Below are 25881 nucleotides of genomic sequence, written 5' to 3'. Positions count from 1 at the left end.
GTTATCGCTCGAAAATCATGTCCGTCCAGAATTCAAACGGAACAAAACCATTGTTCTCACAAGCCGAAATCGCGTCATAACAGTCTCTATTTAAATAAATATAAAGTGTCTCGTCAGGGCAATTGTTGAACAAATCTATAATTGTCTTACTTAACAGGTATTTACCAATACGGCTGTTATTATATTCAGGACTTACTGTGAAGTTATCAATCCATACTTTCTCGGAGTCCTGAGTTACAATAATACCAGCCACAATATTACCCTGATCATCGGTAATAAACTTTGAATTTCGAATAGTGAAATCTTGTTCTAGCATTTCTAGAAATTCATCATGAGTACAATTTGTGAAATAGCGATAGTTGTTAGTAGATGCATAGTAGAAGTTTGTAACATCATCTAGAAGTTCAAGCGAATAATTAGTTTCTGATAAGCCCTCATCGAGATCAGTTACTTGAGGAAGGGGTAGACTCCCATCCCTTTTCATATACATTCTATATTTTGGTTCATATCCGTTTCTAACAATGGTAGGAATTAAATAGTGGGAAAGCGTAGGATAATATTCAATTTCACCATATTCAAGCGATTGAATGATAAACTTTTTCGAGTCATCTTCTTCCACAAACCATTCTTTAATGTTCGGAATAGATTGTTCGATAATTTCAAACCGTTTATCCCAATTGGATGGAAGAATTAACGTTGCTCTTAAAGTATCATCCCCCTCACTTAAATGATAAAGATGGTATAGACAATACTCATCCCCGATGTAATCAATCAAATAAATTCCTTTGTCACTGTAAGATTTGTATCTATCAAAATCATGCAGTGGCATTTTTACAAAGGGTAACATAGGTATGAAATTCTCTTTAGCATGTTCAATCTTTTGAGAAAACTCACTTATTGTATCTGAAGTAATTCTTTTAATCGTTTTCACGTGGACCACCTCCGGGATATTTTGGAAGGAAACTTTCTATTGTTATTATCTCAAGCGGCTTGTTGAAAAGACAGGTAAAAAACAGTTGCACTCAATTTTTACCTGCATTAATAAGTCAAGACTTGTTATCTCGTCTGCTTGCGGTGAAACGTAGAAAAAGGAGCCTTCCTAAAAGTAGAAAGATCTACTTTTGAGGAGCTCCTTTTTTGCATAATCACAAACCTAAATATCCTTAGTACGGAGATTTTTAAATTCTTTTGGCGTGACGCCACTGTATTTCTTGAATACTGTTGAGAAATATTGTGCACTTGAAAATCCGAGTTTGGAGGATATTTCTGTGATTGAGAATTCTGTATTACATATATAATTCATGGCTTTATCTAATTTAGCAATACATATGTAGTCTTTTACCGTTATGTTGACATATTTTTTAAAAATTTTCGATAGATACCTCGTTGTTACGTTACAGTTCTGAGCTACATCATCAAGTGAAATATTATTTTCCATATTTTGATTAATGAAATGGATAGCTCGAATTGCGATGGGATTATCTACGCTATACACTTTGCGAACACTCTGTTCAATCTCGCGAGAAAGTAGAAACAGCATTTCGTAAATATAAATATTAGCCAGTGGTACGTGATACACACCTGTTTCATTATTCGTTTCTTCGCAAATTCGCTCAACACACGATAAAAGCTGATCCGTAAATGAATGAAAAGTATAAGCACTATGTCCATCTGTCATATAATGCAAGAACTTTATGCTTTCATTGACTTTTTGGTCTGTAGCTATAAAGCACTCCGGAGAAAAATGAATTTGTAAAAAAACTGCTGGTTGATCCGACTTTACATGAAAAGAGTGAATCATATGAGAGAAGATGACCATTAGCTCACCCTTGTGAACGGTAATCGCTTCACCATTTACAATGATGTCGCATTCTCCTTCTTTCATTAAACAAATCTCCACATTACTATGGCAGTGGGGTCCAAAGAAATATCCTGGCTTCAGCGTGCGCTGTAATGCATTATAGATCATGTTTTGTTCTAGCCCATGATATAGGAGTTCAACATCTCTCTTCACAGTAATCCCCCCGATAGTGTTCTAAAGATGATCATGATTTCTGATTGTTTCTTATTTTGCAGGGTGGTCATATCCCTGTCAAGTGGACAGATAAAAAATAAAACTATTCAGTACGTGCCAAGTTACTTAATCAAATTCTGAATTTAGTTCCGTATTTCAAACAGTTCGTCTGTTTTGGGTTGCTTTTTGAAAGCTAATAAAAGCACAAATTGATAAAATCAAAAAAGTAATATGTTGTGGAAGTCATCCTATATATCTACTAAAGTTTCAAATGATTACTCGGAAAGGAGTCTAACACCCTAACATCCAAAGGAGCAGAAGTGTTTTTTTATTACAGCAATTTTGCAAACGCTTACTTATCATGTGAGGTAATTTTATTTAATAGCCTAATGAGGGGGAATGATTTGGTGCGGAAAAAAAATAAAAAAATGATATCCAAATTATTTATTTGGATGATGGTTTTGTTAGTAGCTTCAAGTCAGTTGATGATACTGCCAAGTAGTACTGCTTATGCTACAGCAGGAGAAATTGGTGATTTGCCGATTTTAGCACAAGAAAAAACGATCGAAAGTATCCCTCCGATCAAGATTGAAACATACGTTGGTGAGCAACCAGAACTCCCTTCGGTAGTGGAAGCAGTGTACAGTGACAACACCACCACAGAAGTTATAGTGAGCTGGGAAATGATCGAACTTTCTGACTATGCGCAGGAAGGGACTTTTAACGTAGAGGGCAGCGCAGAAGGAACGAGTGTTAAAGCTGAAGCTATAATTACTGTGCTAGAAAAGAGTAAGGCAACTACCGGAAATGTAGATATAGATACATTCCTAGATGATTTAAAGAATAATGTTCCAGATGATCAAGAAGTTGTATCCTACACGAATAATTATCAGTCTATGGAACCGGAAGCTATGACTTTCGTCAATGGATCTGGAACAACTTCTGTAAATAACGGATTGACAGTAGCGATTAGTAATTTAGGAGGTAGTGGAGCTGTAGCAACTTGGGACAAAGCTCCATGGTTGTCCGCGGGAATCATTGATACAACGATGCGTTATACAAGTACAACCCAAGGTAATATTGGTTTTGTTCTAGGATCTAATGATAGTAAACAAGGATTGTCTATCCGTTATGATGCCCAAACGGATTGGGTTATTCAGAGTCCGGATGGTACAGGGGACTGGGAAACATTTAATGGACCAGAACTCAAAATGGATACGGATTATCACATTCAGATCGGCTTCAGTGGTACGAAGCTTCTTGTCAATGTTGATGGTGTGACTTATTACAATAAGGATACAGATTTATTGAGTCAGTTGTCAGGATTAGGCCAGATAGGTCTGTATAAGCGCTATGCAACAGGAGAAATTGCCATCAAGAGTTTACGTATTGAAGGAGTAGGGACGAAGGAGAAACCTTCGAACATTGTTGATTATGTTCAAAATTATGAAGATCCGAGTTATACCCCTCATTGGTCAGGGTTAAATGCAACGGTCGTGACGGATCTAACTACGGGGAATAGAGTTCTCTCCCTCAAAAAAGGGTCAAGCGAACGAGGCGTGGATTTAGACTCACCAGAGATTCAACAAGGTACACTTTCGTTAGACTTCAAACTGATCAATCCAGACAAACTGGGTAGTGGACAAGGATTTGCTTTTGGTTTCAGAATGAATGATTCAGCTAGCATCTTCAATGAACTCGGGGTTGATCCAAGTAGCTGGATCCCAGAGGCCAATGCGGGTTGGGGAACTAAGCAAGAGATTCCTTATCCGATTCAAGGGCGCTGGAACAATCTCATGTTCAATTTTAATGGTAAGACGATAACGGTATATATGAATAAAAAGTTGATTGGCGACATTACCTTTGATAAATTTTCTGAAGCAGCTGGGCGCTTCGGTCTTCGCATCAGAAGCACTGTAGAACTACAGATCGACAATGTACAGTATACGAATCAGATCATTGAACCAAAACAAATTGTACAATACAGTAATGATTTCGAAGATGGGATTAAGGGTACTTGGAATGGTGCTGATGCTACTATTATTACAGAAGGCAGTAATCGGGTATTAAAATTTTCTAATATCAATGGCAACGTAATGAACATGGATGCACCGTCCTTACAAAGTGCGACATATATGTTGGATGTTAAACCTGCAACAAAAGTTATCGGATTTGCAATTGGCGATGGTGCTATTGTTAAATATGATGGTTCGAAGTGGGTGTTGTTGAATAAGGGTGGGGACAGCACTGATTTTGTCGCTTCTGATGCTAACAATTCGATTCCTTCACCTTATATCTGGAACAAAGTTGGTCTTCAGTATTCCGACTCATCCGTAACCTTAAGTATTAATGGTGCTAAATTGCAAGCCAACTTACCGGCAGGACAGTTTGGAGAAGGGCGTTTTGGAGTATTTGCCCAAGATTTCATTTATATCGATAATGTTGTCTTTACTGAAGAATTCTTCGATATGAATACGTCTTCTTCACATGCTGATAAAATGAGCTATGAAGAATATTATGAAGGCGATTCGATCGTGAATTGGGAAGGGATTAATGGAACAGCGCAAGTTTCAAATGGATATTTGCTAGGGACAATTGATGCGGGAATCATTGCTGTCAATAAAGATGTAACTCCAGTACTTAACGGCATATATCAAGTTAAAATGCAGTCCGATGGAGTTGCGGGGATTAAATTAGGCAATATCGCGATTTATGAGGAAAGTCCGGGGAATTGGAAATACAAGCTGGATGGTAGTAACGCTGCCATTGCCATTGGCAGTGCTGTAGCACTTGCATCTAATAAAGATTACACGTTACGTGTACAAAAGATTGAGAACGAACTGAGTCTATATGTGAATGGAATTATGGTTGGCAGTGTAACTGTAAGTGGCTATACTTCAGGATCATTTGGAATTTATAACTCTGGAACCCAAGCGATCCAGGTTAAGATTGACGCAATCACTGCAGAAGAGATTCGAGTGTATGCGCCAGATTATTCTACCAGAACTGGGGTCCGCTTGATAGCAGTAAACCAACGGTGATCTCTAATGGAAATAGTCAAATTCAACTGAATATGCCAGGAGTTTCATTAGCAGTGGATAAAGATAGCCCTAAATTCGCTGATCAGATTGTAACTTTTGATTATCAAACGAATGTGTCCGCTGGAGCAGATGGTGGACGATATGGGTTCATATTAAGAGGTTCGGCAGCGGACAAATATGTAGGGGTTGTTCATGATATTAATGGGAAGTGGAAAATCTCAGCAAGTAACGGAAATGAGGTGTCCTTCCCGAACATTTATCAGATGAAAGAAAATACAAACTATCATATTGAGCTTCGTTTGGTAGGAACTACGATTAGTCTCACCATTACCGTTCCTGATGGCGTAGCTACGGATATGGGTTCCGTATCTGAAGAATCGATGACCGTTGTGCCAGGTTGGTTTGGTCTTCGTTCTTGGTATGGAGCGAAGACTATGACGGTGAGTAATTTGAAAATTGTAGAGCTGGAGTCACTACCTAAGCTGAAGCTGGCGCAAGAGACAGATACGATTGAGAAAGATGGACTGACAGTTACGGTCTATAAAGATTTTCCAGGCATTGTAGATTATCAAATTGATAATCACATGCTACAGGCTGACGTGGAGCAAACGAATAGCTTGAAGATTAATAATAAGGATTATGTACCACGTACAGTGTCGAAGAAAGAGAGCGATAGTAAATATCTGTACACGATGACATTTGATGAGATCGGCGTTGTGATTGATGGGCATCTTGAGGTCAAGGCGAACAATGTAGTCCGTTTTGAAATCGATAAAGTTACCGAAACCTCAGATTTCTTAGTGCGTTCGATCCAAATGAACAATTCTCTGATTCATGTGAATAGTTCGATGAAAGATGCAACGTATGCATGGAGCAAGTCAAATGGTGAGTGGCATGGAGTCTCAGAAGAATTAGTTGATGATTTGTCTCTTATGAAGCAAAGCGGTACATCCGGTATTACGATGGCTATGGTAAGTGGAGATGGCCTTGGTGCATCTGTAGAGGACAATGTAATGAGCGGTGGTAATAAATTAATTATCACCACAGAGAAGAAACCACTTGTCAATAAAGTAACTGTGAAGCCAGGCAGTTGGACTTATCGCCATCTTCAAAGCAGTGAGACTGAAGAGTTGCCATGGTATGAAGTGGTCGTAACTGGAGAACGCAATAACGACGGAAAAACGGATTGGCAGGATGCGGCTGTTGCTTACCGGACGGAAATTTACGTTGAGCCGTTTGGTGCGCAGGATATGAAGAATAATATGATGTACATTGCATTCAACTTTGCAAGCCAAGCGAATGATCCGTTCTTGAATACTTTGGATACAGGTAAAGTTCTGTATAACTATACAGACGGATTTGGACAGATGATCCTTGATAAAGGTTATCAGGCGGAAGGGCATGATGATGATATTCCTTCCTACTCCAATATTGGTGTAAGACAAGGTGGATTGGAAGATTTCAACTATTTGATTGATGAGGGAGATAAGTACAACCTAAGCGTCGGTGTGCATTTGAATGCAACAGAGTACCAGCTGGATGCCAACGAACTGGATTACTCCAATTTAACTGGGGCTACAGCTAATGGACCGACGACGGATAAGCTCTCCAAAGGTTGGGATTGGATCGATACGGCATATTATGTAGATCAAACGAAGGATGTCCTGAGTGGTGAACTGAAATCACGTTTCACAAATCTATATAATCTCACGAAGGATCCAAATGATCCAAATGATCCTACGTTGGATTTCTACTATATAGACGTGTATACCGGCAATGACTACAACGCTTTTAAATTGCTACAATATGCTAATGACCTAGGAATTAAAGTTGGAACAGAATTTTCTGGTCCGATGGAGCCGGGTGTCGATTTTGTACACTGGGGGCCAGACTTGGGATATCCAAATAAAGGGAACAAAAGTGTCCTTTCTAGAATGGTGAAGAACAATCTGGATATTTTTGTAGGGAACGCTTTATTTAAAGGACAAAAAATCCCGGGTGTGACCACTTGGGGGGATTCCAAACCAGATGTACAGCAGGGTGTAACGGTATTCTTCAATGAAGTATTACCGACGAAGTATATGCAACATTTCGGTGTGCTGAAATATGATGAGGATCAAGTGAATTTTGATAACGAAGTAGTTTCTAAGAGAAATAAGTCCACCGGTATGATTGAGTTGTCCAAGAACGGAAAGCTGATCTCTTCTTGGAAAGATACGGGGACGACTACCGATGAATCAGTGCGTCATACAGGTGAGGCTAACTCTTTAATTCCATGGGTTTGGGATGTTAAAACAAATGACACCTTAGGCGTTAACGATGGTGCGAAGCTGTACCACTGGAATACAACGGGTAACGCGACCACTTGGGAATTGACGGATGATTTTAAAGATGTGACTCAGTTTAAAATGTACGAGTTGACCCAACAAGGTAAAGTACTAATCGATACTCTTGTTGCTCAGAATGGATCTCTTACTATTAACAAGGCAAAGAAAAATACGCCTTATGTATTGTATCCAGCAACTGCTGACGCTTTAACTTTGGTTCCTAACGCAGGTAATTGGGGAGAGGGCAGCCTGATCAAGGATTTTGCCTTCAATTCAGAGCTGTTTAATGTTTCAGGTTCATGGACAGTTGATGATCCAAAGAACATTGCAATTAAGACGGTGCAAGGTGATGTTGAGTATGATATTACCAAGGAAATGAACAAATCGAATTGGAATCGATACGTAGAGGTCGGAAGTAAAGCCGGTGTATTATCGCAGGAGATTACCGGACTGCAGCCTGGTCAGGATTACACCATCGGGGTGTGGACCCAGACTGAGAAGGGAAGAAAATCCTCACTTCAGGTTACAGTTAATGGTAAAACCTATTCCAATGATGTAACTGGGATGGATGGTCTTCATAAATCATCTTTCAAGTACGTGGATACGAATTGGCAAAGAATGAATGTTGAATTCAAGGTTCCTGCTGGCGTTACTACCGCCACAATTAAGCTTGTAGCTGATTCGGGAGAGGGAACTGTACAATTTGATGATGCTCGCATTTGGAAGCATACGACAGTAGAGAAGGATCCTACGAATAAGGGCTACGTTGTATATGAGGATTTTGAAAATGTGTACGAAGGTTGGGGACCTTTTGAGTATGGTGGTGGGGATAGACAAATTCATATTACAACCGATCAAAGTAATTCCCATGACAATAATCCAATCGTTCAACCATCTGAGAACAAAGTGGGTCCAGTTATGACTTGGGTTCTGGATGGAGAGAATTCATTAAAAATTAATGAAACAGATGTTGGTAAATTAATTAAAACGAATGAATCCAGCGTGAAATTGCAACCAAATACAGAATATGATTTAGGCTTTATTTACACATTGGAAAAATATGCAGATTATGAGGTTTCTGTACAATCACGCTCCACAGGGGGAATTGTGCTTAAGGAAACACTTAGTACTTTAGCTAATCCTGGTAATAAAGCTGGAGAAGATGGGAGTTATAATCTCTTCCAGAAAAACTTTACAACAGGAGATCAAGATGATTACCAAGTAATTTTCAAAATGGTGTCCAAAGGTGCAGGTAGTCCTACTTCTGATTATGCCTTTATTCTGGATGATTTCTACATTAAAGCAAATGATGTGGATAATTCAAAAGAGCTTCTTCAGCAAGCGATAGACGATGCCCTTACATTGAAGAGTTCGGATTATACATCTGAAACATGGACAAATGTGGCTACAGCTTTGGATCAAGCTCAGAAGAGTCTCAATGATCCAAGCGCTACGGTAACTTCACTAGATGCGGCGCGAGTTGAACTAGAAAATGCAATAAAGGGTCTTGTATCAGTAGTTAACATTATAGCCATTGAGGATATACAGGTTGAAACGGAAGCTGGCTCTGCACCGACACTGCCGGCAGAAGTAACCGTGACCTTCAGTAATCAAACGACACAGAAGGCTACAGTTGTATGGGAAGCGATTGATCCTTCTCATTATGCAAAGGCGGGTACTTTCCAGGTGAAAGGCTCGGTCATTGGGACTGACATTAACGCAATTGCAACTGTAAAAGTCAAGGCGAAGGACAGCAGCAATCCGGGTACGAATCCAGGAACAGGATCAAACCCGGACACTGGATCAAACCCAAGCACTGGTACGAAACCAGAGACTACTCCAAATCCAGGCACAGGAACGAATAATGGGTCCGATAAGGATAACGAAACGGGAACCAAGCCGGAAACGGGTATCAACAAGCCTAAGGAATTTGTGGATACAGTCGGTCACTGGGCGAACAAGGATATTGAAGCTCTTGCGAGCCGAGGCATTATTAAAGGCATAACCGAGCAGAAATTCGCGCCAGATATGACCATAAACCGTTCTGAAATCGCAGCGATGCTAACACGAGCTCTTGGTCTTAAGGCTGGTGGCTCAACATCATTTAAAGACGTACCAGAAGACAAGTGGTACAAGGATGATGTTAGTGCCACAACGGATGCAGGCTTGTTTAAGGGGTATGCAGGTAATTTGTTTGAACCTATGAAACCTCTAAGCCGTGAAGAGATGGCTGTTATAATGGTAAGAGCGCTTGAAATGAAAGGGAAATTGCCAGAGGTCTCGGATACGATGCAGCAAGTACTTTCTAAGTATAAGGATGCGGATCAGGCTGGAAGTTGGTCCAAGGAAGCATTGGCTATTTGCATTGAGTTAGGTCTAATGCAAGGAACACCTGATCAAAAACTCAATCCGAAAAGCAATCTGATCCGGGCTGAGGCAGCAGTTTTGTTTAACAGATTATTGACATATCTGGACTAGGTAAATGGGGACTAAAGAATTAGAGGAATATCAAACAATTTAGAGGGTCTGAATTTGATCCCCTACATGGGACCCGAGCCTTGGATGAAAATCTAAGGCTCGGGTTTTCATTTGTATCATTTTTATTTATATGTTGCATTGTCGTAGAAAAGGCTTAATAAGTTAGCGTCTATTTTAATTAAGTTAATCATTTGTACAATGGAAATAGAAGGGAAATTAGTGTTACTGTCGAATGATAGCATATTGAAAAACCATATCATTAGGAGGTTAATTAGATGGCAGAAGGTCAACGTATTTTAGAATGGACTTTGGTATCAGAGTGTCCCATCCCCGAAGATATTACAGATTTGTTGGTGACCGGAGAAGTTGCGGTTGCTGCATATAAAACCTTCCGAGACAACGCAATTTTTACTAATAAAAGGTTGATCGTAAAAGATGTTCAAGGTCTTACAGGCAAAAAAGTGGAGATATACTCATTGCCTTATTCTTCTATTAATATGTGGTCCACTGAGAACGCAGGGAAGTTTCTTGATGTTAATGCTGAGGTTGAATTGTGGACACGGGCGGGTCATATCAAAGTGAAGTTGCAAAAGGGAGTGGACATCCGCAGGTTCGATAAGCTAATCGCATACGCGATTTTAAAGGACTGATTCCGTTAGAGTTGTATAAAGGCATCAGAGCAAGTCTTCTGGTTGGAGACTTGCTCTTTTTGTATTATTAATCTTTGGGAATTTACCCAGTTCTTTTGAATGTTTTTTCTGAGTTTTTATTGCTTTACTATCTATTTCTTTATTTAATTTTAAAGTACATAGCTTAACAATTCTATTTAGTATCCCTGTAGGCAGTTTAGCCTTAGGGGGACTTGCTGCGTTCGGCTATTACCACTGGGTTATGAAAATGGGGAAAAAGCTAGTAAAAAGAAACTTTCTTTTTGGAGTTATTTTGGCATTAATAACATGATTGGTATTGAGTATGGTGAATATATGATATGAGGGTCTCACTTTTGAACCAGGAAGTACCATGAGTACTTTTTATTTAGTAGTACAAGGTTTAGATTTTATACTTGGAAGTTTGATTGGTGGAAGTTTGTTAAGTGATAGTAAAAACCACTGTCAATCCTGTCAACGAGCTAATTTAAAAGAACTTGATCTTTTTGAGATTGATGAAGTGGATTACGACTCGATCATGGTTGATTTAAACAAACTGATAGTATTCAATAACAGAAACTAATCGATAATGAGTTATGTGAGAATATTAGATTGAAGATGAATTCGAGTTGTTTATACTTCCTGCGGTGCGTATTATAGAAAAGGAAACAATATCAGCTCCTTATCTATATAAAGTTGTATATTAATCCACAATATATACAAACGAAAGGAAGATTAAAATCACAATGAATTCCTTGGATATAAAGGGAAATTGGAAAAGAAATATTATTCTTTTCTTAGGCAGTCAAACGATATCCCTCTTTGGTTCGTCCCTTGTTCAATTTGCGATGATGTGGTACATAACACTAACAACTGAGTCAGGTATGATGATGACGTTGTATATCATTTGTGGCTTCATACCGACATTTATTCTGTCACCAATTGCCGGGGTGTGGGCAGATCGCTACAATCGAAAAACACTAATTATATTGTCAGATGGATTGATCGCGACCGCTACATTGATTCTCGCTATAGTGTTCATGATGGGATATGATGCGACTTGGCTGCTCTTTGTCATGGCTGCTATTCGTGCAATGGGGACGGGTATTCAGACTCCTGCAGTCGGAGCAATTTTACCGCAAATTGTACCCAAGGATAAGTTGATTAAGGTAAACGGAATAAATGGGAGTCTGCAGGCGGTCATTATGTTTATATCCCCAATCATTAGTGCTGCATTATTGACCATGGCTTCGATTGAAATGATTTTCTTTATAGATGTCGTTACTGCAGCGCTTGCGATTTTTACCTTACTAATCTATTTTAAAATACCAGTTCATAAGAAGGCAGTTGAAAAACAAACAACAAGCTATTTCGATGATTTGAAGCAAGGTTTAACGTATATTCATAACCATGATTTTCTGAAGAAATTCTTTTTGTTTTTCGCAGTGTTTTTTGTCTTGATGGCACCTGCTGCATTTCTAACACCATTACAAGTTATACGTAGCTTCGGCAATGGTGTATGGAGACTAACAGCCATTGAAATCGCATTTTCGATCGGTATGATGGTAGGTGGAGGGATTATTGCTTCCTGGGGAGGATTTCGTAACAAAGTTCATACCATGATGTTCTCAAGCCTTATTATGGGGGCATGTACATTTGCACTTGGTGTTGTTCCAGTATTTTGGATTTACTTGTTTTTTATGGCGATATTTGGAGTCGCGATGCCTATGTTTAATACCCCAATAAATGTCCTGCTGCAGGAAAAAGTGGATGAAAACTATATGGGAAGAGTATTTGGGATTATTGGGATGATATCAACCTCGATGATGCCGATAGGAATGCTCATTTTTGGTCCCATTGCCGATGTAATTCAAATAGAATGGTTGCTGGTCGGAACAGGATTATTTATGTTGCTATTATCGATTTTCTTTGGACGAAACAAGGTGTTAATCGAAGCAGGTAAACCGTTGTTGAAGGAAGTGGATTGAGCGACTATTGAATCTCAATGCCTGAGTTTTTCATTTTATTTGGGGTATGCTAAACTCGATGATAACATAAATTACCTGTCGAAAAGATTACGAAGTGAATACACCAAACCTTTATTTAGAAGTTCTAAAGCGATAAAAACCAATGTACAAAATACTAAAGAAAAAATAGGAGCTATGATGACAGAAAAAAATACAGTAATAGGATCAGGATGGGACTTCGACAACAGTTATGCACGTCTACCGGAATCATTTTTTGCGAGGCTAAACCCAACCCCGGTACGTGCACCGAAGTTGGCTGTTCTAAATGAACCGTTGGCAGCAAGCCTCGGATTGAACGTCCAAGCACTACAAAGTAGTGAGGGAATAGCGGTGCTGGCTGGCAACCAGATTCCCAAAGGTGCTGATCCTCTTGCACAAGCTTATGCAGGACATCAGTTTGGGTATTTCAACATGTTAGGAGATGGCCGGGCAGTACTGCTTGGCGAACAGATCACACCCCAAGACAAACGGGTGGATATTCAGCTTAAAGGTTCAGGTAGAACGCCATATTCCCGTGGTGGCGACGGTCGAGCGGTACTTGGACCGATGCTGCGCGAATATATCATCAGCGAAGCCATGCACGCGCTCGGAATCCCTACCACCCGCAGCTTAGCCGTGGTTACGACTGGCCAATCCGTTACGCGCGAAAATGAGCAGATCGGTGCCATACTGACTCGCGTGGCGGAGAGCCATTTACGCGTTGGAACCTTTCAGTACGCGTCACAATGGGGGACAACAGAGGATCTTAAGGCATTGGCTGATTATACAATTCAAAGACATTTTCCAGAAGTAGACGCAGATGAGAAGCGCTATTTATCTCTACTTCAGGCAGTGATCCATCGCCAAGCCGTACTGATTGCAAAGTGGCAGCTCGTCGGATTTATCCACGGGGTGATGAATACCGATAATATGGCCCTTAGCGGAGAGACCATCGATTATGGGCCTTGCGCTTTCATGGATACGTATGATCCAGCTACGGTATTCAGTTCCATTGATAGTCACGGTCGCTATGCTTATGGTAACCAGCCATATATTGCCGCGTGGAATCTCGCGAGATTTGCTGAAACCCTAGTGCCGCTCCTGGATGACGACGAGGATCAGGCCATCAAGCTGGCCGAGGACTCAATTGCAGGTTTTACTGAATTGTTTCACCGTAACTGGTTAGCGGGAATGAGGTCCAAGCTGGGGATATTTAACGAAGAGCCGGGGGATGAAGCCCTTATTGAAGGCCTTCTTGGTATAATGCAAAAGCAACGTGCGGACTACACCAATACCTTCCGAGGCTTAACATTGGATAAACCAGAAGATACGGTTCTGTTTGGCACCACGGAATTTGCCCAGTGGTATGAGTTGTGGCAGGAGAGACTGCGCAGGCAGGAGGAACCTAAGGAATCCTCCCATCAGTTGATGCGGAGCAGCAATCCTGCGGTAATCCCGCGGAATCACCGGGTAGAAGAGGCCCTGGAAGCTGCGGAGAAACAAGGAGATTACAGCGTGATGGAGAGGCTTCTTGATGTTCTAATAAATCCATATGCGTACTCTCCCGAACAGGATGATTACTGTACACTGCCTGCACAATCATCACGTCCTTACCGAACTTTCTGTGGTACCTGAGAGTAGCACAGGCAACAAAGTGGACGTTCGATTTTTATAATGTAATTATGAAGAAATTATGAGTTTCATTTACTGGAGTCTTATTTCCACTCTCTATCTTTTAGAAGATGGGGGGTGGATATTTTTTTAGCTGCGATGATTCATATGTGAGAAGTTATCTATACTTTTGGGATCATTTTATAGTAATGTTTTTGTAAAGATTGTTATTTATTTGGATATGGGGTGAATTAGGCATGGAGCCAATTATTGAAGTGACGGGCTTAAGCAAATCATATGGCAAGCTGCAGGCAGTCAAGGATATCAGTTTTTACGTTGAGAAAGGGAAAATGTTCGCATTTTTAGGTCCAAACGGAGCAGGGAAGTCCACAACGATTGATATCATTTGTACGTTTCTAAATCCAGACTCTGGAACGATTACCATAGATGGATACCATTTGGGTAAAGACGATGCTAAGATACGCTCCGTCATCGGCGCTGTATTTCAAGACGGATTACTAGATTCTTTACTGACAGTGGAAGAAAACATGAAAATCAGGGGTGGCTTTTATGGGACGAAAGGCACGAAGCTAGCTGAATCCGTGCAAAAAGCTGCTGAGGCAGCGGGAGTAACAGAGTTCATGAATCGTCCCTATGGAAAATTGTCAGGCGGTCAGAGAAGACGGGCCGATATTGCGCGCGCACTTGTACATACTCCAACGATTCTAATATTAGATGAACCCACAACTGGGCTGGATCCTCAAACAAGAAAAAATGTGTGGGAGATCATTAAAAAACTGCAAAAAGAAAATAACATGACGGTATTTCTAACCACTCATTATATGGAGGAAGCGGCGGATGCGGATTATGTAGTCGTGATCGACAATGGCAGTATTGCGGCAAAAGGAACACCAACCGAATTAAAGAACAGGTATGCCAGCGATCAATTAAACTTATTTACTGGAGATATCGAGACTTTGACTGCGTTCCTGAGAGAAGCACAAATCGAATTTTCCCAAAAAGTCGATAAAATAACAATCAATATTCCATCCACATTGGATGCTTTTCCGATTCTTGAACAATGCAAACCATACATAACAGGATTTGAAGTTTTAAATGGAACGATGGATGATGCTTTTATCGGTATAACAGGAAAGGAGCTTAGACAATGATTGGATTTGCTAAACGAAACCTTCTCCTCTTTTTCAGAGATAAAAGTGCCGTTTTCTTCTCACTTCTTGCTGTGATCATTATTATTGGACTATATGCCTTATTTTTGGGCGATGTATGGGCGAGTGAATATAGTGAAGTAGCTAATATTCGCTTTCTTATGGACAGTTGGATTATGGCGGGGCTTTTGGCAGTGACATCCGTAACGACAACCATGGGTGCCTTTGGCACGTTGGTCAGTGATCGGGAGAAGAATATTATCAAGGATTTCAATTCCTCACCTGTAAAAAGAAGCAGCATTGCTGGTGGATATGTAATTAGTGCATTTCTTATCGGTTGCATCATGAGTGTTGTAGCTCTCATATTAGTAGAAATCTATATCGTGGCAAGCGGTGGGAAATTGCTGTCTGCAGTGGCATTTGGTAAGGTTTTCGGGCTCATTTTAGTTTGTACCCTTGTAAATACAGCCATCGTCTTTTTTGTAGTTTCCTTCTTTAAAAGCAATAATGCATTTGCTACAGCAAGTACCGTAATCGGTACACTAATCGGGTTTATGACAGGGATATACCTCCCCGTCGGAGCTTTACCGGATGCCGTACAGTTCGTGATCAAAATCTTCCCTGTATCACATGCTGTAGCGATTTTCAGACAGGTCATTATGGATGTACCCCTTTCTGAAGCTTTTGCTGGAGCGCCCGCTGAGTCTTTGATCGAATTTGAGAAAATGATGGGTGTTACCTATTACTTTGGCGATTATGAGGTAACGACTTGGATGAGTATTCTAGTCCTAATCGTGACATCGGTGGTCTGTTTTGGACTGGCAGTTTTGAATATGACACGCAAAAAGAAATGAGGTACCCGCTTTGAAAAAACAAACCGGATATGTTTCAGAATATATCGAAATCAACGGGATAGAGCAATATTTATTGCATTATAGCGTTGATCCAGAGCTTCCAGTCCTTTTGTTTTTGCATGGGGGTCCAGGGATGGCGGAGTCAACCTTCGCTTACGCTTTCCAAACAGACTTATCGCCGCTCTTTAGCGTTGTTCATTGGGATCAGCGCGGGGCGGGAAAGACCTTATCTAAATTGAAGGGCGATACAGACTACCCCACTGTCGATGAGTTGCTGGCGGACTTGCACAAGATCGTTCTATACCTCAAAAAGAAATACAACAGACAAAAAATCGCGATTTTAGGTCATTCCTGGGGAAGCGTTCTGGGGACATTGTTTGTGACAAGACATCCCCAAGATGTACTGTATTACATAGGTGCCGGCCAAGTGATAGATATTGTAGAGAATGAAAAGATTGGTTATGAGAAATTAAAAGAATTGATTATGAACGCAGGAAATAAAAAAGACCTGACGCGTCTTGAAAAATTAGGTACTTATCCAGAGAACAATTACGAAAAGCCAATGATTAAAAAAATTCAAATGGTCAGGATGCTGCAAGGGAAATACAAAATCGGAATGAAATTCGGCCCGATTCTGAAGACGTTACTTAAAAGTCCTGTTTTTCGGTTATCAGACATTTCGAGTTTACTGAAAGGTATGAATAACAATAAGAAAATATGGGATTTTTTGTTTTCCAGCAGCTTGTATGAGGTAAGCCGGGATTATCAGGTGCCTGTATTTTATGTTCTTGGAGAGAGCGATTTCCAAGCTCCACATACAATAGCCCGGCGTTACTTTGATACGATTCATGCATCCGAAAAAAAACTGTTTATCATTCAAGATGCAGGCCACTTTATGATGCTTGACCAACCCAAAGGATTCGCTGATGTCTTGTCTGAGATCTGTAAGCTTTAACCCAGAGAGGATGAAATACAATGGAACAATGGGAATATAAAACGATAAAGTTTGCGACTGGAGGCTTTTGGGGAGGGAAAGTAGATCAAAATGAATTTGAAGATAGATTAAATCTACATGGACAAGAAGGATGGGAACTTATTTCGTGTTTTGATACTAGCCAAGCACAAGGGGCATCAAAAGATATCATTGTCGTGTTTAAACGAAAAAAATAGCGCCCCAGCAAATTTATTATAAGGAGGTACTATGAGGAAATTAACGTTAGGTATAGTAGTTTTGGTATTTCTTGCCCTTATGAGTTGTTCGAAAAAGGAAAATAGTTCAGACAATGCAAACTTGAATGACAATCCGATAGAATCTATTTCAAGTAAGGAAGATCAAATTAGTGATGATGATCACGATTCCATTGTGAACTTTGGAAAAGCTTTCGTAAACCTGTATACCGGAGCGGTTGCAGAACAAGAAACAGTATCCTTTGAAAACTACATTTCAAATGAAAATCTCCTTAAATTTACTAATAAAATGTTGGAATTAGAACAAAAGCAAGAATTGGTAGGTGGAATCGGTGTGAATTTCGGTTTAGAAAATGAGTTTAAGGAAGCAGAGTACAAGAAACTTGATGAAGATCTTTACTATTTAAGTTTAACTTTTTCAAACCAAGGGTCTGGAATGAGTTGTAAACTGTTAGTACAATCTGACAACAAGTCATTCAAAATTGTTGATTTGTACTTTGGAAACAAAGATGGTGTGGATACTATTGCAACAGGTCACCCTGCGGTTAGAAAACTTGATAATCCAAAATTATGGGATGACCAAACTTGGGTTGATGGTGTTTTTGAAAAGCTTGAAAAAATATGAATCCGAATTGAACTCTTGAGTATGAAGCGGAGTGTGGACACAAACCACACTCCGCTTTTTGCGACTTATCAGAAATGGGATTGTGGAAGCAAATCCGTTTTCGACAGGGCCCGCGAAGAGCCCACGGGACACATTGCCTCTGATAGCTATGGTTCAAATTTTGGTGAAACTAATTTAGAGATTTGCAGTAATAGTTTTGCTTCTCATCATAAACATATCCATTCACCATTAACACATTAAATCTCCTAGTTTCCAACGGCAGGTCATCAATAGTTTCTCACCGTCCAGTTCGGCTGTCAGCGTCCCACCCATCTTATTCATCAGACTTTTGGCGATAGAGAGCCCAAGCCCCGATGCTTGAGAAGATCGGGTACGGTCTGCGGTATAGAATCGGTCAAATATGAGGTTGACATCGCTTCCAGCTAGTTCCTTCGCATCGTTTACAATCGTCAAGTCAGCCGTCTCCTGCTGCCTTTTGAAACTAATTTCTACATGCCCAGTCGTATGCTTGACCGTATTGATCAGCAAATTCTCGACAACTCTCCGCACAGCCGACTCATCGGCGTATACGGACACATTTTCCTCAGGTAGTTGTATATCAGGTGTAATGTTGCGTTCGTTGAACGAATCGTAAAATCCGACCAGAATTTCTGAGAGTAGGACAGTCATCCCGAGTTTCTCTGTTTGAAGGGGATAATCTAGTGATTCGATCACGGAAAGCTCGAAAAAATCGTTCAGTAGTGCCTGAAGCCGCCTCGTCCGATTTTTAACAATAGCAACATATTCGAGCTTCTCCTCGGGTGTAATTGACTCAGCCTCCAATAGTTGAATATATCCGAAGATGGAGGTGAGTGGTGTACGTATATCATGCGAAATATTCGCAACTGCCTGACGAAATTCTTGTTCAACTCGTATTCGATGGACTTCCGATTGGACCAATAAATTGGATTGACGATTGATTTGCCCCGCAAGCGCTTCGAGCTTCTGGTCGAATAGAGCTACGTCAATTTTTTTACCAGTTGCACGCTCGTTGTAGCAGTACAATTGCTCCGTCATCCGCCCTAACTCCCGCCTTAGCATTAACAAACGAACAAGCAGGAGAGCAACTGCCGCAAACAATATGATTGTCAGGATAAGAAACACTCTCCCGCACCTCCTATGTTATTTAATTTCCTTTCTACGGAACACGAGCATCCCGAGCGTCCCGGCAATGACAAACGTCAACAACGGTACGAGCAGGAGGGCCGGCACATCACCACTGTCGATCAGGGGCTTGCCGATATTGCCCACCAGTTTGAAGATAGAATAGTCGTATAATGTAGCAAAGAATGCGACCTTCGAACTTAGGCTAGCCATAATTGTATCGATCATAAGAAAGAAAATCATGGAGAAGCCAATCGTTTTTCCACTGTCGACAAGTATTACAGTGAACAGAGCCCCAATAGCCGCGTAGCCTGCTGTGTACAGTAAGGTCAGGCCGAAGGCTCGGGGTATGAAAAGCACTGTGCTTTCCACTGGTAGTTGACCAAAGCCCGAAAGAAGTGTGACTTCGACCGTGCTGACTATCGGAAAGACGAGAGAAATCGCCATGGCTCCGACTGAGAAAACGATCAATTTTGCCGTGAACAGTCGCCCTCTAGTATTACCCGAAGATGCGATCGTCTTCATGACCCCAGTGGAATATTCGTTGGAGATGAAGATTCCGGCCAGTATTGCAACTCCGAATTTAATAATGTAGCTATTACTTGAAATAAATGTAGTCAGAAATTCAGCTCCCGTGATCTGAGGCACTCCGCTGGACCGATGATCAAAATAATACAATAGGGGGTACGCAAGAGAGAGGACTGAAAGGGCGAACAGCAACGACCAAAACGATCTGTTCTTACGGAGCTTGAAAAACTCAACTCTGAGCAGATTATACATGCAGATTACCTCCAATCCGCTTTGTAAAATAACTCTCCAAGTCTTCGCTCATGGGCATAAATTTCTCGATCTCCAATCCCGCGGAGAATAATGCCGATGATACTTTGCCCGGCTGCTCAATGCGGCTATACAATTTGATGGATCCATCCTGCATTACTTCGAAATCAGCCGTACCCAGCTCATTTTGAATGACCGTTGTTGCCATGCTCGGATTATCCACTTTGATATACACATACTGCTGACATTTCTCGTCCAGTTCCTCGGCAGTGAGTTGTTCAAGCAAACGACCGTGATGAATAATGCCATAATGGCTTGCCATCAAATGCAATTCGCTCAGAATATGACTTGAGATCAGGATCGTAATGCCGAGCTCGCGGTTTAGCCGCTTGAGGAGTTCGCGCATTTCGACGACACCCATGGGATCTAACCCATTGGTCGGCTCGTCCAGAATCAGGAATTCTGGATCCCCCAGCAAGGCGATTGCAAGACCTAACCGCTGCTTCATTCCTAGCGAGAAATTTTTTACTTTCTTCTTGCCGGCTCCCTGTAGTCCGACCTGCTCTAGCATCCTGTGAACGACATCTTTGCCTGGGATGCCACGGAGAATCCGATTCACTTCTAGATTTTCGCTTGCAGTCATATGGGTGAACAATGCGGGGCTCTCGATAATCGAGCCCACCCGCTTACGAGCCTGGATCAACGCCTGCTCTTCACTGGTTCCGAAAAGCTCAATCGTTCCCTCGCTTGGAAAAGCAAGTCCGGTCACAATGCGGATCAATGTTGATTTGCCGGCTCCGTTTTGCCCAATAAAACCATAAATGGAGCCTTTACCGATAGACAAATTGACTTTGTCCAGAGCTGTAAGGCCTTTGAACCTTTTTGATAGTTGATTTGTTTTTAATACATATTCGTTCATCGTCGTCTTGGCCTCCTTTATGTGATAGACCAAGTATAGAAATGAAAACATAAGAAGAGCTTAAGTCAAATCTTAAGAATGTCTTAAGGCTTAAGCCGATAACCCATGCCCCATACCGTCTCGATAAATTCACTTCCCGGAGCGGCCTTAGCTAGTTTGCTGCGTAAATTGCTCATATGGACGTTGACTGTATTGTCGTCTCCGCAGAATGGCTCTCGCCAGACACTTTCGTACAAATTAGATTTCGTAAACACTTTCTTCGGGGCTGATAACAGCAACGAGACAATCTCAAACTCTCGAGCTGTTAGTGCCATTTCTGCGCCGTCTGCTGTAACCGACATAGCGTCTCGATCAAGTACTAGACCCTTATGCCTCTGCACGGTAGGCAAAGCTGGTTGAGCAATCCGTGCATACAAACGCAGATGGGAATCGATTCGCGCAGATACTTCCGCGACATCGAAGGGTTTCGTAATGAAATCGTCTGCGCCCCCGCGCAGGGCAGACACCTTAGTATGGGGTTCACCCTTGGCTGAAATGATAATAACCGGCATATCGTCCCGTCGGTCGAACTGTTGGAGCAGTTCCTCACCCGTCATGCCAGGTAACATCAAATCGAGTAGCAACATACTCCATGGACGCTGCTCCAGATAGAGAAGGGCCTCCGTTCCCGAGTATGCGGGTTGGGGAATGTAGCCGCTTTTCTTAATAATGCTGCACAGCAATCGGCTAATGTCATTGTCGTCCTCAGCAACGAGAATATGTATCGGGATGTTCATTTAATCTCCTCTATTTACCTATAATTGGGCATCATAGATGCTCCCTATTAGTATGATAGCAGTTTTTTGTCTCTGTATCGAGAAGTGTCTTCTGGGGGCTACCCTCCCCATAATTAATGTAAAGCACCTTTTCAACCCAGTGAGCTCTATGTGAACGAGAACTCGGATTTCGACAACTGAATAAAAGTTCATGGATGATGGATGTTTGTGGGACTAGATTTGGTTGTGGCTACTTGGAGCTGATGGAAACGACCCATTTACCTCACAGTTATTGACTGCTATTCGTGGAATTGGTGTTCAATCAGAATATATCTTTCATAAAGAAGGGAGCACGGGGTTAGCATCTATTACAGTAGATGCTTCTGGGGAAAATCATATTATCCTTTCTGAGGGGGAGCTAATGGATTCTAACTATAAATAATATAAAAGAAATCTATGAAGTGTTAGATACTGCTGATATTGTACTGCTTCAAAATGAAATAAATTGGGATACCACGAGATATGTGATAGAAGAGTCCCATAAGCGACTAGAAACTACTCTTATCGTACCATTCTACTCGCATTAACTTCATGCACACTTGTTCTTCATCCGTATTCCGGCAAGGCTCACATATGTTAAACCCCAACTTACTGACACTTGCCATAGATGCATAATTATGTGGGTGTGTAAGAATATAAATACAGTCAACACCAAGATGTTCATAACAGATATTGATGAGTTCGGGTAATGCTTCTGATACATAACCCTGCTTCCAATAGTCTTTCCATATATCATAACCAATCTCGACTTGGGAAAGCTTTTGATCCCAATAGTGATAACCGCATGTTCCTATAAATGCATCGGTTTCTTTATCGAACATACTGTAACGAAGATTGTCTTTTCCATCGGGATATTTATAATGCTCAATGATACCTTTTGCTTCTTCCCAATCACAGGGTGGCTCACTAAAATAATTACACATCTCTGGGTCAGAAAATTGTCTGTAGATAGCCTCTATATCGTTTATGTGTAATAAGCGGAATTTCATTCGTTTCGTTTCAAAAGGTTCTGATAACCTCATATAATCACCTCAAATTGTTCTCATTACATTTACATTTATTTGCTGAAGGGCTTATTTCATTTCATACTACAGCACATTGAACAGATGCATCCAATCCATACTTTACTATAGCAGGATTTATACCCATATTCTACGAATCATATTAATCCTGCTTGGAATCGTTTCGTTGTTACTTACTTTTATCTTTGTATTTCGGAATCCTGGGATTACGGATTTAATCTATTGGGGAAACATGAAGCGAATTCGTACATATATTTACGGTCTCATGGGTGCAATAATCATTTGCGCTCCACTCTTGATACTCTATCAATACATTCCTTTAGCGGATAGAGGCGGATCTAGGCAAGGTTTTGCTTGGTTTTACATTATATGAGGGTTTGATCTGTGCTTTTGTAAGAATGAAGCATGGCGTGTTAGCGTCAACGATCTCTCACGGTATGGCGATTTTTATGTTGTCCTCTGGGTTGTTCTAGTCATTCGTATTTAATATGTGAAGTTGATAGTGCACGTCCCACTACAGGCTATTGACTCTAGCACTATGCTATAGTTTATGATGAGTAGATAGTGTTTCAGTTGTCTATGAGAAGGTGAGATTTATGCTGAAAATCGGGGATTTTTCTACTCTGTCCAAGATAAGCATCTACATGTTGCGTCACTACAATGAAATCGGTTTGCTCATTCCGGCACACATTGATGAATTCACGGGGTATCGCTATTACAGCGAAGAACAACTTTCCGTTGCGAATCGAATACAGGCATTAAAAAGTATGGGATTGGGATTGTCCGTTATTAAGGACATTTTATCGGAATATGATGATGAAAAAAGTCTCAAAAGATATTTAATGCTTCAAGCATCCCAAAAGCAGGAAGAAATAGTCTCTATGCAAAAACAATTGTTACTCCTTCAGACGACCATAAAAAGCCTTGAGCAAAATTCTCCACTTTCCAAATTCAGCATTGCTATCAAGGAGCTTCCCAGAAGGAATGTGATAAGCTACCGCAACACGATTGCCACCTATGAGCAAGAGGACATATTGTGGGAGAAATTGTGTTCAGAGATTGTAGCGCAGAATGTCCAGTTAGGCAATCCGCGCTACAACATTGCAATATTCCGCAATGAGGGAATTGTAGAACATGGAATTGACGTGGAAGTGCAAAGGGTGGTTGTGGGCACATATCAGGATACAGATACCATACGGTTTAAGAACGTTGACCCCGTAATTGCGGCTACACTAACCTATAAAGGCGGGTATATTCAACTGAAAGAAGCCAATCAAGCAATTGCGAACTGGATTTCCGACAATGGTTATGAATTTAATGGTCCCATGTTTAATATCTTACATGTTTCGCCGGAAACCGAACCCGATCCGGAAAATCTGATTACCGAAGTTTGCTTCCCAATAAAAAGCATATAAGTACTTACCAGATTTAATCGCTGCCCTATATAGGGTAGCGATTTTTTGCTGTAAGAAATTCATTCCCTCCTATTGACTCTAACACAATGCGATACTTTACCCTTAAATCAAGACAAAAAGGGGGAATCAAATTTGGATGCAATTTCAGTGAGCCATCTGTCAAAAGTCTATAAGAGCGGCAAAAAAGCCCTTGACGATTTAAGTATTAAGGTTCAAAAAGGGGAGATATTCTCTTTATTAGGGCCGAACGGAGCAGGAAAATCAACGCTAATCAATATTCTTACTACCTTTCTTCAACCGACCTCTGGAAAGATATTAATTATGGGTAGGGATGTATGTAAGGAACAAAGGGCGGTGCGTCCACTCATTGCTTGCGTGGCGCAAAAGGTATCTATTGATAACCACCTAACTCTAAAGGAGAACATGCTGTTCCAGAGCCGATTATACAAGCTGGATGACGCAACTGCTAACAAGCGGATGGATGCGCTCATTACTGCATTTGGATTAAAGGAATACGAAAAGCAAAGAGTTACTGCGTATTCCGGCGGAATTAAACGGCGATTGGATATTGCCATGAGCATGATGTCTTATCCCCAAATTCTATTTCTGGATGAACCGACTGTGGGGATGGATATTGAATCCCGAAAAGCCATGTGGGACACTGTGAAGAAAATCAAGGATGATTTTGGCACAACTATTTTTCTCACTACCCACTATTTAGAAGAAGCAGATATGCTAAGCGATACGGTCTGTATTATACAGGACGGTCACGAATTGGTGCAGGATACGCCAGAAAATCTCCGGCAACATACCCACCTAAATACAATTCGGATTGATTTGGACAGTTCAGAGAATCAGCACGATTTTGGAAAATGGATTTCAGACCTACAATTTGTCAGAGCAATACGGCAAGAACAAAATACAGTTTATGCCAACACTCAAAATGCGGCGCAGGATTTTCACATCCTCAATCAATTACTGGTGGACAAGCAAATACGGTATTCCTCAATCGGAATCATAACGCCAAGCCTTGATGATGTTTTTCTGTCACTCACGCAGAACAAAGGAAGGGGTGTTTAAGATGCAAACTTTCAATCTTTTTAGGAGAAGTATCAAGTGGCGTTTCCAAAATCCAGTAACCATCATCATGACTTTGATTCAACCGCTTATATGGCTTTTACTGTTTAGCACAATATTTAGAGGAAATGAAACAGAAGGGAATTATACGGCCTTTATCCTTCCTGGAATACTGCTAATGGGTGTGCTTTTCAGTTCCGGCATAAGCGGAATTGCAAACTATTCATTGAAAACAGGGGGAAGCTATTATCGAATTATGATTTCGCCTGCTAAGAGAAGTTCCATTATATTGGCTCATATTATAGATGCCGCCGTATCGACGTTTATCCAAATTATGATTTTAATGGGGATTTCTTTTTTGATGTCGGTTCGGATAACATCAGGTGTAAGTGGAATGCTTCTCATGGCGATGCTGCTGTTCTTAACTGTAGCGTTCGTATCAGCTATTTCATATGCGCTAAGTCTTAAGCTGCCCGATGAAAATTCCTTTATCGCACTTGTCAATACGGTTACCTTACCATTATTTTTTGTCAGTTCGGCACTGATACCATATGATCAATTACCGAGTGGATTCCGTATTCCTGTAATTATTAATCCGTTTACCCATGTAATCAATAGCTTGCGGATGTTGGTATCAGCGGACTTGATAGACTGGATGCAATTGTTATTCACAACAGGGATATTATTCATTCTATGCATTGCTAGCTTTGTATTGGCTGTTCATGCTTTAAAGAAGGATATTCAATAATTTTG

Annotated in this window: 21 protein-coding genes; 14 read left to right on the top strand and 7 right to left on the bottom strand. The window is 40.9% G+C overall.

The window, feature by feature from the left end; genetic code table 11:
* Position 1: 1 nt before the first annotated feature.
* Together NST85_RS17335 and NST85_RS17330 are read right to left on the bottom strand one after the other, a co-directional pair.
* Positions 2 to 931, bottom strand: coding sequence for a GNAT family N-acetyltransferase (locus NST85_RS17335; RefSeq protein ID WP_341189947.1), 930 nt, complete (start codon positions 929 to 931; stop codon positions 2 to 4).
* 222 nt (positions 932 to 1153) lie between these two features.
* Complete coding sequence (locus NST85_RS17330; RefSeq protein ID WP_307395441.1) at positions 1154 to 2014, bottom strand: helix-turn-helix transcriptional regulator; 861 nt, start codon at positions 2012 to 2014, stop codon at positions 1154 to 1156.
* Between the two features lie 407 nt (positions 2015 to 2421).
* On the opposite strand from NST85_RS17330, the gene NST85_RS17325 reads away from it, so the two are divergent.
* The 11 genes from NST85_RS17325 (at position 2422) to NST85_RS17275 (ending at position 17960) form a co-directional block, all read left to right on the top strand.
* Entirely contained in the window at positions 2422 to 5055 is a 2634-nt protein-coding gene (locus NST85_RS17325; RefSeq protein ID WP_341189946.1) for an Ig-like domain-containing protein, read from the top strand.
* 53 nt (positions 5056 to 5108) lie between these two features.
* Complete coding sequence (locus tag NST85_RS17320) at positions 5109 to 9860, top strand: endo-alpha-N-acetylgalactosaminidase family protein (RefSeq protein ID WP_341189945.1); 4752 nt, start codon at positions 5109 to 5111, stop codon at positions 9858 to 9860.
* A 275-nt stretch (positions 9861 to 10135) separates the two neighbouring features.
* On the top strand, positions 10136 to 10510 hold the full coding sequence (locus NST85_RS17315) for a PH domain-containing protein (protein ID WP_127190642.1): 375 nt from the start codon (positions 10136 to 10138) through the stop codon (positions 10508 to 10510).
* Between the two features lie 370 nt (positions 10511 to 10880).
* The gene (locus NST85_RS17310) at positions 10881 to 11090 is read left to right on the top strand and encodes a hypothetical protein (RefSeq protein WP_341189944.1); all 210 of its coding nucleotides are present in this window, start codon (positions 10881 to 10883) and stop codon (positions 11088 to 11090) included.
* Between the two features lie 163 nt (positions 11091 to 11253).
* Positions 11254 to 12495 (top strand): MFS transporter, encoded by a 1242-nt coding sequence (locus tag NST85_RS17305; protein ID WP_341189943.1) that lies wholly within the window; start codon positions 11254 to 11256, stop codon positions 12493 to 12495.
* Positions 12496 to 12672: 177 nt separating this feature from the next.
* Positions 12673 to 14148, top strand: a complete 1476-nt coding sequence (locus NST85_RS17300; protein ID WP_341191130.1) for a protein adenylyltransferase SelO — start codon at positions 12673 to 12675, stop codon at positions 14146 to 14148.
* Positions 14149 to 14381: 233 nt separating this feature from the next.
* Positions 14382 to 15296: an ABC transporter ATP-binding protein gene (locus NST85_RS17295; RefSeq protein WP_341189942.1), complete on the top strand. Its 915-nt coding sequence runs from the start codon at positions 14382 to 14384 to the stop codon at positions 15294 to 15296.
* Positions 15293 to 16147 carry an ABC transporter permease gene (locus tag NST85_RS17290; RefSeq protein WP_127190638.1) on the top strand — a complete coding sequence of 285 codons (855 nt, stop codon included), beginning with the start codon at positions 15293 to 15295 and terminating at the stop codon, positions 16145 to 16147. Before NST85_RS17295 ends, NST85_RS17290 begins: the two co-directional genes overlap by 4 nt.
* A 10-nt stretch (positions 16148 to 16157) precedes the next feature.
* The gene (locus tag NST85_RS17285; RefSeq protein ID WP_341189941.1) at positions 16158 to 17102 is read left to right on the top strand and encodes an alpha/beta fold hydrolase; all 945 of its coding nucleotides are present in this window, start codon (positions 16158 to 16160) and stop codon (positions 17100 to 17102) included.
* A 20-nt stretch (positions 17103 to 17122) separates the two neighbouring features.
* Positions 17123 to 17317 carry a DUF4177 domain-containing protein gene (locus tag NST85_RS17280; RefSeq protein ID WP_127190636.1) on the top strand — a complete coding sequence of 65 codons (195 nt, stop codon included), beginning with the start codon at positions 17123 to 17125 and terminating at the stop codon, positions 17315 to 17317.
* Between the two features lie 31 nt (positions 17318 to 17348).
* On the top strand, positions 17349 to 17960 hold the full coding sequence (locus tag NST85_RS17275) for a hypothetical protein (RefSeq protein ID WP_211350032.1): 612 nt from the start codon (positions 17349 to 17351) through the stop codon (positions 17958 to 17960).
* 228 nt (positions 17961 to 18188) lie between these two features.
* On the opposite strand, the gene NST85_RS17270 is transcribed toward NST85_RS17275, so the two are convergent.
* The 5 genes from NST85_RS17270 to NST85_RS17250 all read right to left on the bottom strand — a co-directional run bounded on the left by NST85_RS17270 (position 18189) and on the right by NST85_RS17250 (position 22636).
* The gene (locus NST85_RS17270; RefSeq protein ID WP_341189940.1) at positions 18189 to 19103 is read right to left on the bottom strand and encodes a sensor histidine kinase; all 915 of its coding nucleotides are present in this window, start codon (positions 19101 to 19103) and stop codon (positions 18189 to 18191) included.
* Positions 19104 to 19121: 18 nt separating this feature from the next.
* Positions 19122 to 19883, bottom strand: coding sequence for an ABC transporter permease (locus NST85_RS17265; protein WP_341189939.1), 762 nt, complete (start codon positions 19881 to 19883; stop codon positions 19122 to 19124).
* Complete coding sequence (locus NST85_RS17260) at positions 19876 to 20799, bottom strand: ABC transporter ATP-binding protein (RefSeq protein ID WP_341189938.1); 924 nt, start codon at positions 20797 to 20799, stop codon at positions 19876 to 19878. The genes NST85_RS17265 and NST85_RS17260 overlap by 8 nt, the downstream gene beginning before the upstream one ends.
* An 83-nt stretch (positions 20800 to 20882) precedes the next feature.
* The gene (locus NST85_RS17255; protein WP_341189937.1) at positions 20883 to 21575 is read right to left on the bottom strand and encodes a response regulator transcription factor; all 693 of its coding nucleotides are present in this window, start codon (positions 21573 to 21575) and stop codon (positions 20883 to 20885) included.
* A 527-nt stretch (positions 21576 to 22102) separates the two neighbouring features.
* Positions 22103 to 22636, bottom strand: coding sequence for a GNAT family N-acetyltransferase (locus NST85_RS17250; RefSeq protein ID WP_341189936.1), 534 nt, complete (start codon positions 22634 to 22636; stop codon positions 22103 to 22105).
* A 596-nt stretch (positions 22637 to 23232) separates the two neighbouring features.
* On the opposite strand from NST85_RS17250, the gene NST85_RS17245 reads away from it, so the two are divergent.
* The 3 genes from NST85_RS17245 (at position 23233) to NST85_RS17235 (ending at position 25876) form a co-directional block, all read left to right on the top strand.
* Positions 23233 to 24051, top strand: a complete 819-nt coding sequence (locus NST85_RS17245; RefSeq protein WP_127190630.1) for a MerR family transcriptional regulator — start codon at positions 23233 to 23235, stop codon at positions 24049 to 24051.
* Positions 24052 to 24183: 132 nt separating this feature from the next.
* A complete protein-coding gene (locus NST85_RS17240) occupies positions 24184 to 25131 on the top strand; it encodes an ABC transporter ATP-binding protein (protein WP_341189935.1) in 948 nt (315 codons plus the stop codon).
* Position 25132: 1 nt separating this feature from the next.
* Positions 25133 to 25876 carry an ABC transporter permease gene (locus tag NST85_RS17235; protein ID WP_341189934.1) on the top strand — a complete coding sequence of 248 codons (744 nt, stop codon included), beginning with the start codon at positions 25133 to 25135 and terminating at the stop codon, positions 25874 to 25876.
* Positions 25877 to 25881: the final 5 nt, after the last annotated feature.

This window comes from Paenibacillus sp. FSL K6-2524, assembly GCF_038005525.1.
GTDB lineage: Bacteria > Bacillota > Bacilli > Paenibacillales > Paenibacillaceae > Fontibacillus > Fontibacillus anaericanus.
The sequence above is the reverse complement of the archived record's forward strand: the minus strand, read 5'-3'. Positions and strand labels throughout refer to the sequence as shown.